Below are 17,485 nucleotides of genomic sequence, written 5' to 3' on the forward strand. Positions count from 1 at the left end.
GCACATTTTGCTCTTTAACGAAAATGCCTCTAGCGTAAGCGATCGAATCCCCGCTTACCCGATTGGTGCAAGGCCTACCCTGGGCTGACAAAGGAGCAAGTCACATGGGTAGTAAAGTAGAGCGAAATTGACTATGGAGTGAGCTAAACACCCATGGTGTAAATTATCTATTTTAGCAAAGTTGATTGACGCGCCCCCCCGCGGGGTCTTTACTAGGGGGTGACAATAGCAGTGCGCAATCGTGCGTGTGGAGATAGCCGTACATCTCTCGTTCATCCGATTTGCCACCACTGCGCGATTGAGCAATCTTCATGTTTGACCCACCTGTGTTCTCGGAGTGACTTTTCATGTTCGTGCCTTCCTCCAATAAAACGTCCTCCCAACGGCAACGCAAACGACAGTGGTTTCTCAAACGACTGTGGAGCTCGCTTATCGGCGATTCATTGGACGTTAATCCGGTTGTGCGGCGGCTGGGGATGCTCGAGTCATTGGAAGAACGACGCGTACTGGCCACGATGTATGCGGTGACCGATAGCAATCAGTTGCTAACCTTTGACAGCTCCACACCTGGCACGGTTAACAATAGCGTCGCCATAACTGGATTGGTCGCAGGTGAAAGTGTCGTTGGTATTGATACGCGACCTGCCACCGGCCGGCTCTATGCGTTCGGACTCGTGGATGACGGAGCGACTCGCACTGGTCGCATTTATACGCTCGATCCCACAACGGGTGTTGCCTCTCCAGTTGGAGGTGCACCTTGGAGCACGACCTTAAGTGATACGGAGTTTGTCGGCTTCAACTTCAATCCCAATGTGGACCGCATTCGCGTCACCAATCGCAATGGCGAGAACTTCCGTGTCCATCCCGACACGGGCGCACTGGCAGGCACCGATGCCAACTTGAGTTTGAGTGGCATTAACGGCGTATCGTATACGAACAACGATGGTGCGCTGACAACGACTACGCTCTACGGAATGCTGTTTGATACCGACGAACTGGTGACGATCGGTGGCCTGAACGGTACTCCATCACCCAACACTGGAGTGATCAACATCATCGGCGGTACAGGCGTCGTCTCGACCGATGTATATGGTCTGGAGATAACGACTCTCGGTGGCACGACCACTGCCTATGCAACATCCGAAGGCCGACTGTACACCGTCAACCTGGCGACCGGGCTGTTAACGGATAGGGGAGCCATTGGGGGAGGCGCTGATACTTTCAGGGGGCTGTCCGCAGCGCTTAATACCATCACAGTGGCGGGATCTGCCGCCGATGATGTTCTAGTTGTGAACGCCACCGGTACCGGCAGCGGCAGCTATACGCTCAATGGTGGTCCAGCCGTACCATTCAACAATATTTCAAGTTTCAGTTTTCAAGCAGCTGCTGGCAGCGATACGCTCACGATCAATAATCCAGTCGGTGGATTGTTTGCACCGGCGCAAGGTGTCACTTATCACGGTGGTGGCCAGGCCGGCGATAACTTGCAGTTGCTGGGTGGCGGTAGCGCGGCCTTTAGTGAAACCTACTTTGTTGGCACTACCACACCGCCGATCGGTGGCGGTCCAGGCAACAATGGCGATGGCTTGATTCGCTTTACTGGCCCGACGCCTGTCGATATTCGCTTTACTGGCCTGGCTCCGATTGTTGACACCGTGATCGCTGCATCACTTACCGTGAATGCCACCGACGCGGCCAACAACATCAGCGTTACCAACGGAGCTGCACCGCGTTTGCTAGTCTCTGTCGATGCTTTTGAGCCGATTGAATTCAACAACAAAGGTCAATTGATCATCAACGCGGGTGATGGTGTCGTCGGTGGAGATTTGGCAGACAATATCTTGCTGAACTTCAGCAATTTTCCGGTCGGACTAACGGGCATCACCATCAACGCTGACGAAGGTGCTGATTCGGTCAGTTTGCAAGCTTCCTCCAGCGTATCAGTGACACTCAATGGTGGCGATGGTCTCGATCTGATCAATGTTGGTAACAATGGCACCTTGGGTGCGCCTGGTCTGCTGACTCCTGTCGTCGGTCCAGTGTCTGTCAACGGCGGAGCGGGCGGTGCAAACCTCACCGTTGATGGAACGGGGGCTGCAGTCGCAGCCAACTACAGCATCACAGCCACAACGGTGACGCGATCGTCGCCTGCCGGGTTTGGTGGAGTCACTTATTCGAACGCGACGAGTCTGTTGTTGGCCACCGGATCGGGCCCCAACGTCGTGACGGTTTCGAGTACATCAGTGCCCACGACTGCCGATGCCAACGGCGGGATCGACACGCTGATTCTCAATCCACCCAACTCGATTACCGTCTTTGAACAAGCTGGCAACTACGGCTTTGAACTCGGGTTCCCAGGCGCATTGACCGCGCTGGATTTTGAGAACATCAATTTACAGCCCGGTAATGGCGAGCTGAACATCGTAGGTGATGAAGGTCAAGGTACGGCGGCTGGCGGGGCCGGCGTTGATGATACCGATGTGGTTGAAGTGAGTGGAACCGCTCCCGGCGCAGGTGCCCTGCGACTGAACAACATTGCGGCACCGCAGGTGGTTCTGTTAACGGGCGTGACGAACTTGAACGTCAACACATTCGATCTGGATGACGACGTGACGCTCGATCCGTTTGCCAGCACAACGCAAACTTGGGACATCGTGGTGGATGTCAATTTGGGTAGCGGTGATGACGACATCTTTTATGGAAATGCGAATGCGGTTGCTGCGCTAGATCTGATTGCCAACGGCAGCGTGTCAGGTGTCAGTGAGAATGTGACGGTAACGCCAACAATAGTAATCGGTGCCGGCGAGATCGCCGTGCCTGGCGTGGTCACCATTCACTATACAGAAACGGAAGACCTGAGTTTCTTGCTCAATGATGGCTCCGCAGGAGACACGGACACGTTGACGGTTCGAGGATTAGATAGCAATCTGCCGGACAGTTTTACAATTCGCCCCGATGCAGCCGGTAACGATGCTGAGCCGGTGGTAGATCTCGATGCCAACGCAGTTCAGTTGTTGCAAATCGAAAACGTGGCAGCGGTCGCACCGGGTGGCGCGCAGTTCTTTGTAACGGCGATCAACTTTGAAGGCCGCGCCGGGGACGACACGTTTAACGTGATTCCTAGCGCCAGCGGTACTGTCCTGAACATCGATGGTGGTGCGCCAACCTTCAATCCACTGTCGGTCGATCGAGTGGTCATTGACGCACCGGCCAGTCCTGCGAACCAGGTTTCCATTCAAGCGGGAGCGACCAGCGATAGCGGTAGCATTGTCGCGAACCTGGCGGGAGCACCTCGAGCTGCAGTTAACTTTGGCCGCGTCGAAGGCGTCACCGTCAATAACAGCGCGGCAGCTACGGTCGTCGGTAACAATGGCAACAACATTATCAACGTAGTCGGTACTGCTGTCGGTTCATTGAGCGCCACAGTCGATGGTGGACCTGCGCTACATTTCAATGCCGTTACTAGCCTACAAATCAACGCACTAGCCGGCGATGACGCCATCTCTCTGACGGCCGGCCCACTCGCGCTTACGTCGATCAACGTTAGCGGCGGCGATCCCACGGCCAGCGACAAACTCTTGATCATTGGCACGCCGGGTGTCGACACGGTCGCGTTTGCGCCTGCAACAGCCAGCTCCGGTTCGCTCACCGGGCTGGCATCCCCAGTGAATTTCACCACGACGGAACACGTTGTTTATGACGGCAACGATCTCGCAGCACTCGACAACCTAACGATTAACGGTCCGGTAACGAATAACACGTTCACCTTCGACGCGAGCCTGCTTAAAGGGACCTTCTCCTCGTTCGTCAGTCCGGAGTTTGAGTCGCTGCGTTCCGCACGCATCACCATCAATGGCGGTCCCTCCACCGACCAGGTGAATCTGATCGGATCGGCTGGTGTGGACACGGTGACTTCCGCAGCCAATGCGATTACTGTCAATTCGGTTGGTTCGCTGGCCATCATTACGCTCGGCGCCGGTATCAACTCCGTAGCGGTGAGTACCTTGGCAGGTGCCGACAATGTCAATCTCGCAGGAGTGCTCGCACCGATTACGACCACTGTGCTGGGCGGTGAGGGTGACGACGTGCTGGTGGGTTCACCGCAAGCCGACTTGATTTATGGCGGTGATGGCAATGATGTGATCATCGGTGGAGCTGGTATTGACGTGGGCTATGGTGAAGCCGGCAATGATCGCTTCGGCGATCCGGTAGTGGCTGATCCGGTAGCTAACGACGCTGGCAACGATCAGTTCTTTGGTGGCGATGGTTCTGATACGCTCACTTGGGATCCCGGTGATGGCAGCGACCTGTTCGAAGGCGGTACCGGCACCGACGTAATGATCTTCAACGGCAGTGTCGGCGTAGAAGCGTTTACCTTCAACGCAGTCGGAACCCGACTGGAGTTCTTGCGCAGTTTGGGCGCCATCGATATGGATCTGGCAGAGGTTGAGCAAATCAATCTGAATGCCAACGGCGGTGCGGACTCTATCGCTATCAACGACCTATCGAGCACTGCGGTTGGTGCGATCAATGTTAACTTGGGACTCGACGGAGCTACAGATGCCGTCGTAGTAGCGGGGCTCACAATTGATGACAACCTAATGCTCACCCAGTCAGGCGCGACCAGCCTGACGATCGCAGGGCTGCCTTATAGTGTCGTCGTTGGCTCTGCTGAATCAACTGACACGTTGACCATGAATGCCAATGCGGGTAACGATCAGGTCACTGCCGCACCAGGCACAGAAACGATTATGACTATCACGCTAGCTGGCGGATTGGGCAATGATCAGCTGACCGGCAACGTTCGGAACTTAATCGGGAACGAAGGGGACGACCTCTTGGTTGGCGGGGCTGGCGATCAGATATTTGACGGAGGGGCTAGCGATGACACATTCGTCGGCAATGGGGGCGCGGACAATGTAGGTGGTGGAGCCGGTTCTTCGATTGGCGACACTATCCTGTTGGCCGGCACCGATGGTGTTGACACATTCGACTTGTCTCTAGGTCCGACTGGCCAATTGATTGCCACCGTGGATGGCGTAACCACGACCTATAGCAACTTCATTGGCGGGCCTATCGCTACCTCAGGGATCGAGCAACTCTTGGTGCAAGGCTCTGCGGGTAACGACTCCTTGACCGTGGATAGCACGGGCGGCGCCATTCCGATTCCAGTCAGCTACAACGGTGGTAACAATGCGGACTTATTGACACTCACCGGCGGCACAGCCACCGCGAACACTTACACAGTTGGCCCAAGCGTCAGCGAAGGCACGAGCACAATTGTCATTGGCGACGTAACACAAGTTGTGCGATTCAATGCTCTGGAACCGGTCATCGATCTAGTCGCGGGTCCGCTGGTGGTAGTGGCCACCAATGCTGACAACGCAATTGATTACAGGCAAGGAAGTGTTGCCGCCAACGGTTTAGTCAGCATCGATGGCTTTGAAACCATCGAGTTCTCGAACAAAGTAACCTTGACCATTAATGCGCTGGCCGGTGATGACAAAGTCAATCTCAATAATGCAAGTACACCCACTGGACTGGCCACAATTAACGTCGACGGTGGTGATCCGACAGCCAGCGATGAATTAGTGGTGAGTGGTTCGGCGGGCAATGACGCGATCAATTACGCAGTCAGCAACACGGTCGGCGCAGGGACGGTAGCCATTACTGGTACGGCCACGGTTAACTTTACTACGACCGAATCGCTGGTGATCGATGGTCTGGGCGGTACCGATAACCTCACAGTTACTTCGCCGTCCGGTCATCGTACTACGGTGACCCCGGGCACCAATGCCGACTCGGGTACAATTGTGTCTCAAGGCTTTGGTGCAGGCACCGGTTCCGTGCCGCTGACCTATGCGCACATCGGTGCCTTGGGCACAGTGACGTTAGCTGGAGTTGGCGACATCGTTGAGTTCAACGGCACGGCCAACAGCGACACGTTTAACATCTCGGGTACGACGATTCAAGTGCTCAATGCGACGGCTGGCTTTGTTACTAACCTGTTCAATTTGAATAACATCTTTTCGCTGGAAGCCCGCGGTTTGGATGGTGACGATGTCTTCAATGTAAACGGCACTCTGGCAGCGCTAACCGGTGGTGTTGTCATTGATGGCGGTAGTCCATCGGCCAGCGATGTGCTCAATCTCGCTGGCGCGATTGGGGCTGTCAGTGTCACCTTGGCTGATCCAACTCTGGCAACTGATTCAGGCGTTTCAGGTTATGGCGCTACCGTGACCTTAAAGGGTGTCGAGGTGGCCAACTTAGATACGACCGGCAATAGTTTGACGGTCAATGGTACCACGCAGCCTGATGCGTTAACTTACACGGGCACCGGCGCAGCGGCTGGCTCGATTACGAGAGCCGGCTTGAATGCGCAGCTAAACTTCATTGGCATTGTCGGGGCAGTTACACTGGGAGGCGCTGGTGGCGTTGATACAGTAACGGTCAATGGGACCGCTGCTGCCGACACGATCGCGATTGTCAAGGGTGCTAACACGACGGTGCAAGTTGGTGCGACACAAGCGGTGACCATTGCGGCTGCAAGCACCGAGAACGTCACCATCGAGGCTGGTGACGGCAATGACGTGATCAACGTTAGCGGCATAACAGCCAACGCACAGGTTCTTAACATCGTTGGTGGCTCGCCCACTTCGAATGCGGGTGCAGCAGCCGATGTGCTGAACATTACCTTGGCCACCGCCGGCACCACTGCCGCGGCTGCTGGCGCCACACCGGATGCGGGCGTGATCACCAATCCCGATGGCGCGATCAACTACTCAGGTATTGAGTTCTTTAACGTGACCGGTGCGGCTGGTGCCAACACATTCAACATTCAAGGCACGCATGACAACGACACGTTGGCTCTGCAGTTCCTGGGCGGTGCCAATCGAGTGTGGGTCAATGATCGCGCGGTGTACACATTTGCTGATTATGCCACAGTCAACATGAATGGCTTGTTCGGTGATGATAAGATCAACGTGCTTCCGATCGGACTAGTCGGAGTGACAACGATCAACGTAGCGGGTGGTGATCCGACAGCCAGCGATGAATTAGTGGTGAGTGGTTCGGCGGGCAATGACGCGATCAATTACGCAGTCAGCAACACGGTCGGCGCAGGGACGGTAGCCATTACTGGTACGGCCACGGTTAACTTTACTACGACCGAATCGCTGGTGATCGATGGTCTGGGCGGTACCGATAACCTCACAGTTACTTCGCCGTCCGGTCATCGTACTACGGTGACCCCGGGCACCAATGCCGACTCGGGTACAATTGTGTCTCAAGGCTTTGGTGCAGGCACCGGTTCCGTGCCGCTGACCTATGCGCACATCGGTGCCCTGGGCACAGTGACGTTAGCTGGAGTTGGCGACATCGTTGAGTTCAACGGCACGGCCAACAGCGACACGTTTAACATCTCGGGTACGACGATTCAAGTGCTCAATGCGACGGCTGGCTTTGTTACTAACCTGTTCAATTTGAATAACATCTTTTCGCTGGAAGCCCGCGGTTTGGATGGTGACGATGTCTTCAATGTAAACGGCACTCTGGCAGCGCTAACCGGTGGTGTTGTCATTGATGGCGGTAGTCCATCGGCCAGCGATGTGCTCAATCTCGCTGGCGCGATTGGTGCTGTCAGTGTCACCTTGGCGGATCCAACTCTGGCAACTGATTCAGGCGTTTCAGGTTATGGCGCTACCGTGACCTTAAAGGGTGTCGAGGTGGCCAACTTAGATACGACCGGCAATAGTTTGACGGTCAATGGTACCACGCAGTCGGACTCGCTAACCTACACGCCCACGAGCGCGACAGGGGGCACGTTTACCAATGCAGGCTTGAATACGCTGTTCAATTTGAGCAATGCTACCAGCACAACCATCGACTTGGGCGCAGGCAATGATACGTTGACTGTACGTGGAACTACGCAAGGCGAGGCCATCACGGTCGACGTGTCGGCCAGGGTGGTAAACACAGGTGCCTTCGGTGGCATCGTCAACTTTGCCGCGGGTGGAATTGAAGCCTTGTCGATTTACGGTCTGCAGGGCGCCGATACATTCACTGTGACACCTGGCGCTGTGCCTGTCTTTATCGACGGCAGCGATCCAATCGGCATACTGCCGGGTGACCATTTGATTGTCAACGGAGCCGTTGGCTTCTTTGCGGGTCCTGAAAATGACGAAGGCGGTGTGACCACGGCCGGTGAAGATGTCAGCTTTGATCACATCGAATCGCTGACAGTCGCCGCGATCGTGGGTTGTCCGTTCTTGATCCTTGGCACTAACGGCGACGATGATATTACGATCATCGCACGCGATGCATCGACGACCGTTGGCGCCGATGGTGTGCAAGACATGACCTTCTCGGTCAATGCTGGCTTGAATGTCGTGTTGCTTAATACGGCGGATGTCTATGTCGATGCGATGGCTGGAGATGACGACATAGTCATTCGCGCTTCAGCACCGAACGAAGCCGCGTGGGATGTTAGCGTGCGCGTAGCGGGTGGTTCGCCTTCGATCGGCGCTGCTCCCGAAGCGGACCGACTGGTCGTCGAAACGCCTAACAGTGCAGGTGGCTTTGACGATGTGATCTTCAATCCGACCGGTTTCGATTCCGGCAACCTGGTGCTGGATAAAAATGCCAATGGTATTTACGATGCAGCCGCAACCGATTCGCTGATTACCTTCGGTGCGTTTATCTTCGATTGTCCGCCCGCTGCGTTTATCTATATCTCCAACCAAGGTGGCGTCGAGCTAGTCGAGCTCAATGGCGAAGGCGCTCCGGCGATCGATGACAACGTGACCATCAATGGCACAGCCGCGGATGACGCCACGGTGGTCAATCCAACCAATGCCGGCAGCGGTACGTTCGCCTCGACAGCTAGCCCATTGTTCATCTTCAAATCGTTCGACGCGTTAACGGTAACCCCAGGCGCTGGTGGTTTCGACCTGGTTGAGATCAATGGTACAGTCGGTCCGGACACGGTCACATCGAATGCCAACACCGTGACGCTGGGCGGCGCCGTGACACTGGGCGCTGGCATGGATCAGCTGAACATCAACACGTTTGATGGCAACGATAATATCGACCTCGACCTGACCTTAGCAGGACTAAAGAAAGTTATCGACGCAGGCGCTGGCAGTGACTCAGTTAACTTGCTGGGCGTAGCCGTCGATCCGGCCGATCCCGTGATCTACGGTGGCGACGGCGATGACGTGATCATCGGCAGCCCCAACATCGATCTGATCTTCGGCGGTCGCGGTAACGATATTCTCATCGGCGCCGGCAATAGTGACCAACTGTTCGGTGAAGATGGCAACGATACGTTTGGCAATGCGTCCGCAGTCGGGAATGGTGTGGCTGATGATGCAGGCAACGATCAGTTCCATGGCGGTGCAGGTTCCGACACGTTCGTGTGGGAGCCCGGCGATGGCAGTGACATCATTGAAGGTGGTGCAGGCGAAACCGACGTGTTGGTCTTCTTCGGTGGCGCTGGGGCGGAAACGTTCAACGTGTTCGCCAAGCTCAGCGATCCAGCGCGGGCCATTTTGTTCCGCAACACAGGCAATATCACGATGGATATGGCGGGTATCGATCAGATCAATTTGCAAGGAAATTCGGGCTCCGATTCTTATGTCGTTGGTAGAGCCAATAACGGTGACTCGGGCAGTGTAACGGCGCCCACATCGCCTTATACCGACCCAACCGCCAGCCTCAGCGACCTGTCCACCACGGAAGTTCGCATAATTAATATTACGGAAGCAGCCGATGCGGCAGATAACGTGTTCATCGATGGTCGCACCACGGCTGACAACTTGACAGTTTCGGTTGAGAACGCAGTGACTTCGGTACTGCGAGTCGCTGGTTTGCCGTACGACGTACGCGTGATTGGTGCTGATACGGCAGATCGCTTGACGATTCGTGGCAACGAAGGCGACGACACCATCAAGACAATCAATCCAACCGGTGCCGGAGCACTGAATGTTGAAGCCATCGTGGGCATTACCTTGGCCGGTGGCGGTGGCAACGACAGTTTGTCAGCGGATGCCATGCTAATCGGAGGCATTGGCAACGATACGCTGGAAGGTGGGGCGGGTGATGATCAGTTGTTCGGCAATGAAGGCGACGACACTATGTGGGGTGGCGCTGGCGCCGACACCTTCGATGGTGGCAGTGGCTTTGACACGATACTAGTGCGCGGTGGTGCGGGCAACGATGTGATCGAAATCTCGCAAACTGCCGCTACTTCGCTCACACATGTTGTCAATGGTGATTCACAAACCGACACTCTGGTACTGAGCGGCGCCATACGCACCGTTGAACGCGTGTACGTCGATAGCAGCGCTGGCGCTGATACGATTCGTGTCCAGTGGGCTGACGCTATAGGAACGGATGCGAGTGTGAATTCACTGCGCGTCGATGTGGATGGTGGCGAAGGTAGCACCGGCGATCGCCTGGGTGTGGTCGACCTGGGCACGGGCGACTTGATTCTGCACGAGAAGGGCACGACGGATAATAGTGGTGCAATGACCGTTGGTCCTGGTAACGCAGAACCACTGGTAGTTACCTTCGTCAACGTCGAAGTGGCTCAACCGATTACGGCGGCTGGTGGCGATGTGGTTGTCTTCAAGCATGACACATACGAGTTCAACAACGCTCGTACATTGGCGACTTATCTGGGTGCCAATGATGCGATCAATGTCGATCCAACGATCAATCCCGGCGTTGATCCTAACTTTAACTTCCCGGCCGATGAAGACTGGTATCGCGTGGTTGCCGAAACAACCGGCGTGTTAGACTTCCAAGTCTACTTCCGTCAAGTTGGTCCAGTCGCTAGCGGTCGACCAGGGCTCCCGAATGCGGGCAACTTGGATATTCAAGTGACAGATACGGCGGGGAATGTCATCAGTGGTTTTGGTACGAATGATGCCACCAACGACGAGCGCGTGCGCATACCGTCAGTGGCTGGTCAGACTTATTACTTGCGTGTCTTCGCCAGCGGCACCGCGATCAATACTTACAACATCACTATTGATAACTACGCCCCGCCCACTCCAGCCAATATCGAGCTGCTGGACAACCCGGTCTCGCAAGATCCACCGTTGGCTTCCAACAGCGACACTGGCCGCAGCCAGTTCGACAATATCACGCGCGACAACACGCCGACGTTGGTGTTCCGACTGGACGATGCCATCTTCTTGCAAGACTTGCCTGGCAACAGTTCGGCTGGTTCGCCACCTGATGAAGTTATCGCTATTCCATTCCAAGCAGCAGCTGGTATTACGGGCTATCGCGTAGCCATCTTCGATGAAGGCAGCTCGCCAGCGCCAGGCACTCAAGTAGGCACACCACCTCAAGATCCGATCGGCTTTGCGACTTTTGTATCGCCGGGCGTATATCAATTCACAACGCCTGCGCTAAGCGATGGGACACATTTCTTGACGGCTCGCGTGCAGATGGTTGATCCAGCAGCACCGCTACAAACAGGTTGGGGTGCGCGCAGCGAAGCTCTGGAAGTCATCGTCGATACCGTGGTACCGCCAGTCTTCTTCGGTAACTCGGTCAGTGCGACCGATGGACTGTTGCAGTCGAGCGACAGTGGCATCGCAACGATCATGGCGAGCTTCGTCGACCGCATTACCAATGACATTACGCCAACCATGTATGGTTCGGCGGAAGCCAACTCGATTATGCGATTGTACGTGGATCGTACTAACAATGGTTTCTCGGCCGACGACATACTGCTCGGCCAAACAGTTGCTTCCGCATTGGACGGCACCAATCAGAGCTTGGGTCAATGGGAGATCACGGCGACGACTGGTTTGAATTCACCGGACATCGTGGCGGCGATCGGCAAAGACGGTGTGCGGCACTTGTTTATCACCGCCGAAGACGTGGCGGGCAATGTCTCATTGCCTCAAGCACTCGACATCATGATTGATACAACTTCGCCGATCATCTCGTCCGTGACGTATCCCAACGGCGATTCGATCTTCCAACAAAAGCCATTGCTGCGCCCGACTCCAGTGGTAACCTCGCTGTTCGTCACGTTTACGGGTGGACCTGTTTCGGCGGGTGGATTTAACCTGGTAGCGGTTGATACAGGCTTGGCCACCGACACGGGTAACTACCAGTTAGTAGGCGATCACAACGGTAACATCTTGATCACCAATGCAGCGGTGGTCAGTCAGAGTGATACGACCGTCGTTGTGCGATTGGATTTCAACGCACCACTGCCTGACGATCGCTTTACTTTGACGCTGGATGATTCGATCTCCGATGCAGCCCAGAATTTCCTCGACGGTGATTCGCAAGCCCAATCGCCTGGGACAGCCGTCAACGTATTGCCATCTGGTAACGGTATAGCTGGAGGAGATTTTGTGGCTCGCTTTACGGTCGATAGTCGTCCTGAGATTGGCGCAGTCAGCGAAGGACTGGTCTATGTCGACATCAATGGTAATATGCTGTGGGATCCGACTGGTAAAGACGATGACAAGACCAATCGTGACTTTGTGTTCCAGTTTGGGCAGCTGGTCGATGCACACTTTGCAGGTAACTTTGCACCGACCGGCGCAGCGGCCGCGAGTGGCTTTGACAAGTTAGGCGCCTATGGCCGTTTTGCAGGCGTGTACAGTTTCATACTGGATACCAATGACGACGGAGTTGGTGACTTTACCTCGGTGATGCCAGCGGCTTATCAAGTCAACGGCAATCCTGTGGCCGGCAACTTCAACGCGGCTCATCCAGGCGATGAGATTGGTTTGTTCGATGGTACATTCTGGTACTTGGACCTCAACGGCAACAACCGGATCGATCTGGGCGAGCGTTTTGCCTCGAACTTCAATGGCATTCCAGTTGTCGGGGATTTCAACGGCGACGGCAGCGATGATTTGGCTGCGTTCAACAATGCCACCAATCAGTTTATTTTTGATACCAATCGCGACGGCGTGGCTAACTTCACTTGGAATGTAGCCGATGATGTGAATCGCTTCGTGGGCCTGAGCGGATTTACGGATCGACCTGTAGCGGGCGACTTAAACCTGGATGGTATTGATGATATTGGTCTGTGGGTCAAAGATCGCCAAGGCACGCTGCCGCGCGATGCCGCCGAGTATTACTTCTGGTTATCGGATCGCGTGGCGCCGAACCCGGCCGATGTGTTCGATGCGTACAGTCCTGATCCGCTGGGCAACGATTTGTTTGCGCAGTTCGGCGATGAACTGGCTCTACCGATCTTCGGCAATTTTGATCCACCAGTGGATAACAATACGCTGGAAAACAACATTCTGCACCGCCAGCCAGATCCGCTGGACATCAATGGCGATGGATTTGTAACAGCCCTCGATGCGCTACTGGCCATCAACGTGCTGAATACTTATCCGAACATTCCAGCCAACAGTCCAGTTCGAGCTTACTACACGATTGGCGAAATAAAGGCGGATACCAACGGTGACCGCACTGTATCGGCCATCGATGCGCTGTTGGTGATTAACGAACTGAACCGCCAGGTCGGCAGTGGCGAAGGAGAAGACAGATCGTCAACTGCGCAGTATGTTTCGGCAGCTGATAACTTCTTTGAGGATCTGGGAACTGAAGCGGTTAAGAAGCGCCGCGCAAAGTAGGCAGTTACCTCTCCCGACGAAGTCGGGGAAGGTCGGGCCCGAACTTTCAGCGAGGGCTCCGGGAGGGGGCAGCGCGCTACGGTTGACTCACTTTCTCCCACGCGAAGCTTGGGAGAAGGTGACATATAGCGACGTTAGAATCGCAGATCGGTGCGTAGGCTCAAACCACTGAATGTAAGGTTGTCGTCCATGTTCAGCATGTTACCGGTGCGAACCGATTGGATATAGTCGCGGGTGGTGACGGCGTTGAACCATGTGCTAAACAGGTAACCGGTAGTCACTCGCAAGCAACCGCTGCAATTCTGCCAGCCTACACCCAGTTCGGTATCGACAACTGGCGTGACGCGATAGTCATCGTAGCGATTGGCGATCACGCCCCCACCGAATTGATTTGTCTGGCGATAGTCGGCTTGCCAGTTACCGGCCAACAAACTGCCCAGGGCGCGGCCGTAGACCAAAAAGCCTGTGTGAGTGCTGTGACGTGCGCCATCCAGACCACCGGTGATACCGAAACCATTGAAATCGATATCGCTGGAAACATTGGTTAAGCCGGTAGCGACGGATACCGTTTGATCAACCGACAGACCTTGCTCAAGGTTGCCGTATCGCAAGCCGGCGTTCCAGTTGAGCACGCCGCAATCGCTCGAGCGATAGACGCGACGCAGCATCACGTCAGCAAACTGAAAGTTAGCCAGTTGCCTGGCCGTGGCTTCGAGGCTGGCAGCACCAGTTGTGGCTGTGCTGGGATGGATGACTGTAGAATTCAATACATTGTTGCCGGTAGCTTGCAAAAGACTGGTTGTTTCACCGTCCCAACGCGTGTAACTGGCAGCAAGACTGCTGCAATTGGAGTGAGCCAAGGTTATACCAACGCGGTATCCGACGTGTTCATCAATATTGCTGATTCCAATAGGGCCGGTCGGCGAGGCTTGTTGCACTGCGCCTGTCTGCTCGACAGCATAAATCAGGTCGCTGTTGCCTGGGCTGAGGTAGAGCAATTCGCCAAACCCCCCGGAACGATGAGCCCACCAAGGAACGCAGCTTGCCTTGGGAAAGCATTCGCTTGCACATGCGCTATCACAGGCGGTGTCACAGCTAGTGCCACATCCACCGTTCGGCGAGAACGAAACGGGCTGAACGGCTGAGTCCGCCGAGTCGAACACGGAAGGGATATTGGTTACGTCAATAATTTGACGAGCTTCTTCTAAAGTTTGCTGATCGAGTTCCCGAGTCGCTTCGGTGGTGACGACTGGCGGCAGTTCTTCAGCCTTGGCAAGCTGGTTCAGGAGACCTGTCATGCCGAAGCTGGCAACTGCTAGGTGGGACACAGCAATCTTGATCCATCGACCGCCCATATTGAGCTCCTTGCCTGGTAGGTAACTTGAGAAACATCGGACAGGGGAATCCGAGCCCCGAGCGCTACCGGACCAGCGCATCATCCGCAGAACCGTTCAGCACTCACCATGTGTCATAAGCATCGGAAGAGTTGCCACTAGAATCTTCGGATAAGTTTTCGCAGACGGACAGCTTGCGTGTCCGCTACAAATTAACGGAAAATTGGGGGAAAATCCGCAAGAAATCGCGTTGGATTGCGGAAGCCCCATGTTGCTGTGCTTTGCATGCTTTCAACTTGGGCAATCCAATTGTGGTTCCGTGCTAAGCAAGTTTGCTTGTAATGCAGGCACTCAATGGTGAATACCTCTTTCGAAGTTGTCAAATCAAGAATAGACGGGGCAGGGTGGGCAGTATAAAACTTGGCCTATTGGCAGACATTCATGAGAACGTCCATCAGCTCCGCAAAGCTATTGAAGCTGGCTTCTCGGTTCGACGGCAGAGCGTTGTCTTAAGCGATACCTCAAAAACCAAGTCGCTTTTGTTTTCGTTTGCGGCTGGTGCGGGACTGGCCGAGCATGTTGCACCGCTTGAGGCAACGATACAGATCATCTCCGGCGCGGTGGTTTTGACCTTTGGTGATGAGTCGGTCGAGGGGCAAGCCCGGAACTTGGATACAAATGGTCGCCAACACGCCACATAGCATCAAAGCAGTAACTCCAGTCGTGATGCTATTGACGTTGATAAAGTAGAGCGAAGGCGATGTTACATCGACGATACATTTTTGCTACAGCTCTTTAGGCAGAGCTTGAATGGAAATCACCGCGGGAAAGACCACGATCAAAAACGTGGCCATCGGCCCAAGGAATAGCGATATCAACCACCACGCGAAACCGCTGCGGCCTTTGGACTGAGCCAGGCCGGCGTTTATCAACGATAGGGTTCCCCAGCCAACGAAAAACTCTGCTTGGTTTGGCATAATTCGCCTCCAGTGCCTGTGACGAAAGACTGTTCGCGCAGCCAACGCTTATCTTGGATCAAACTGAGCCTACATGCTGGAATGCTTGAAGAAAAGTATCGGGCGGCTGAGCGCCAGCCAATGCGACTTGGCGGTTGATGATGAACAACGGTACGCCCTCAACACTGGACCTGACGGCTTAGATGTATTTCACTATTTCCTTTGCTCACACAGCGCGTAACTTCGAGGAAGTACAACTCTGAATGTAGTACCCTGGCCGATGGTGGACTCAACCTCGATACTTGCGTCCAAAATCTCACAAAGTCGTTTAACAATGGATAGGCCTATTCCCTCGCCGCGAGCTTGATGGACCGGGCGTGCATCTGGACCCTTTGGAGCAGCATCCAACGACGCTGATTCATTGACTGGATCTGAGTCCCGGCCTGCTTTAGCTATTTTTGCTTCCACTTGAAGTGACTCCGTTGTCGCCTCTTGCAATGCCTCAACCAAAGGAGCGCCGGGACCGGCATGTATGCCTGGGCCTGTGTCTTGCACGCACAGTATCCAACGTTTCGGATCGTTGTCACGACTGTCTCCCCAACTAATTGTCACGCCACCTTCCGTAGTGTATTTAAGAGCGTTCAGCAGCAAGTTCTGGGTGATGCGACGCGTTTTGACGGCATCGCCTTCGACAGATAGGGAAGCGGGGCCGTCGACCGTCAAAATCAAGCCTCGTTCGTTTGCCAAGGGTTGCAAAGTCTCAGACAGTTCCCTCAACAATGTTGCTGCGTCGAAGGGCGCTACGTCACGAAGTTCGTGGCCAGCCTGGAGGCGAGCCAAATCCATTACTTCGTCAAGCATTGAATGCAAAGACGTCACACTCCGTAGTAGAAGGCCGAGAAACTCATCCCGCATGGCCTGCGGAAAATCCTCATGGGTAAGGCCCGTAGTGACGTTTTTGACTACGCCCACATTACCCCGCAAATCATGCGCGGCCTGCCGAAAGAGCTCTGTACGTCGCCGCTCTAATGCACGCACTTCTTGCAGCGTTTGTTCCATATCCCGGACGTGCCCTGCGGCCTCAATCTTTTCCAGTTCGAAGTACTCCGTCGTGCTGTCGCTGACACCTTGACTACACAACTCCGCCAGCGCTCGCCAAGCTGTTGGCATAACGCGCGACTCCAGGTTTGGATGAGCGGCCGTATAGCCCTCCAACTCAGCGACGAGGCACAAATGTAAGTGCCCCCACTCCCGCGTAACTTCGCGTAGGCGATACCCTTGTTGCCAGCGTTGCAAGCCGTGGTTGGCTGCATCTTTGGCTCGCTGTCGTTCCGAGTTCGCGCTCTCCGAACCAGGCCACTCGCGCAAACGTTTTTCGAAGGCCTCTAGAAGGTTAGGTATGTGATCGTTGAACTGCGTTGAAGGGAGGGAAGTAGGCGCGGTAAGCTCCCGATCATTTTCTACGGATGTTCGCCAGGCGTTCAGGATCGCCGATCGACGTGAGGTAAAATAGGTTGCGAGCGCTGCTAACTGATCATCGGACTGTCGATCGCGGTTCATCTTTGCTATCATT

6 protein-coding genes are annotated in these 17,485 nt (G+C 54.9%); 2 read left to right on the plus strand and 4 right to left on the minus strand.

Annotated features, from left to right (window positions below; translation table 11 throughout):
- Positions 1-172: 172 nt before the first annotated feature.
- The gene (locus SH573x_RS02130) at positions 173-349 is read right to left on the minus strand and encodes a hypothetical protein (RefSeq protein WP_479352641.1); all 177 of its coding nucleotides are present in this window, start codon (positions 347-349) and stop codon (positions 173-175) included.
- Here SH573x_RS02130 and SH573x_RS02135 point away from each other — a divergent pair.
- Complete coding sequence (locus SH573x_RS02135) at positions 348-13,622, plus strand: DUF4394 domain-containing protein (protein ID WP_479352642.1); 13,275 nt, start codon at positions 348-350, stop codon at positions 13,620-13,622. The genes SH573x_RS02130 and SH573x_RS02135 overlap by 2 nt on opposite strands.
- Before the next feature lie 134 nt (positions 13,623-13,756).
- Here the strand turns inward: SH573x_RS02135 and SH573x_RS02140 are convergent, their stop codons facing one another.
- Positions 13,757-14,977 (minus strand): Lpg1974 family pore-forming outer membrane protein, encoded by a 1,221-nt coding sequence (locus tag SH573x_RS02140; protein ID WP_479352643.1) that lies wholly within the window; start codon positions 14,975-14,977, stop codon positions 13,757-13,759.
- 383 nt (positions 14,978-15,360) lie between these two features.
- Between SH573x_RS02140 and SH573x_RS02145 the strand changes: the two genes are divergently transcribed.
- Positions 15,361-15,657, plus strand: a complete 297-nt coding sequence (locus SH573x_RS02145; RefSeq protein WP_479352644.1) for a cupin domain-containing protein — start codon at positions 15,361-15,363, stop codon at positions 15,655-15,657.
- Between the two features lie 84 nt (positions 15,658-15,741).
- On the opposite strand, the gene SH573x_RS02150 is transcribed toward SH573x_RS02145, so the two are convergent.
- Together SH573x_RS02150 and SH573x_RS02155 are read right to left on the minus strand one after the other, a co-directional pair.
- A complete protein-coding gene (locus SH573x_RS02150; protein WP_479352645.1) occupies positions 15,742-15,933 on the minus strand; it encodes a hypothetical protein in 192 nt (63 codons plus the stop codon).
- Positions 15,934-16,125: 192 nt separating this feature from the next.
- Positions 16,126-17,472, minus strand: coding sequence for a sensor histidine kinase (locus tag SH573x_RS02155; protein ID WP_479352646.1), 1,347 nt, complete (start codon positions 17,470-17,472; stop codon positions 16,126-16,128).
- Between the last annotated feature and the right edge of the window lie 13 nt (positions 17,473-17,485).

Source organism: Rania fehmarnensis (assembly GCF_056494185.1).

What these genes read in the sequence shown, in the direction of transcription:
- SH573x_RS02150 (WP_479352645.1), bottom strand. Translation starts at nt 15,933, where the DNA reads ATGCCAAACCAAGCAGAGTTTTTCGTTGGCTGGGGAACCCTATCGTTG.
- SH573x_RS02140 (WP_479352643.1), bottom strand. Translation starts at nt 14,977, where the DNA reads ATGGGCGGTCGATGGATCAAGATTGCTGTGTCCCACCTAGCAGTTGCC.
- SH573x_RS02130 (WP_479352641.1), bottom strand. Translation starts at nt 349, where the DNA reads ATGAAAAGTCACTCCGAGAACACAGGTGGGTCAAACATGAAGATTGCT.
- SH573x_RS02155 (WP_479352646.1), bottom strand. Translation starts at nt 17,472, where the DNA reads ATGAACCGCGATCGACAGTCCGATGATCAGTTAGCAGCGCTCGCAACC.
- SH573x_RS02135 (WP_479352642.1), top strand. Translation starts at nt 348, where the DNA reads ATGTTCGTGCCTTCCTCCAATAAAACGTCCTCCCAACGGCAACGCAAA.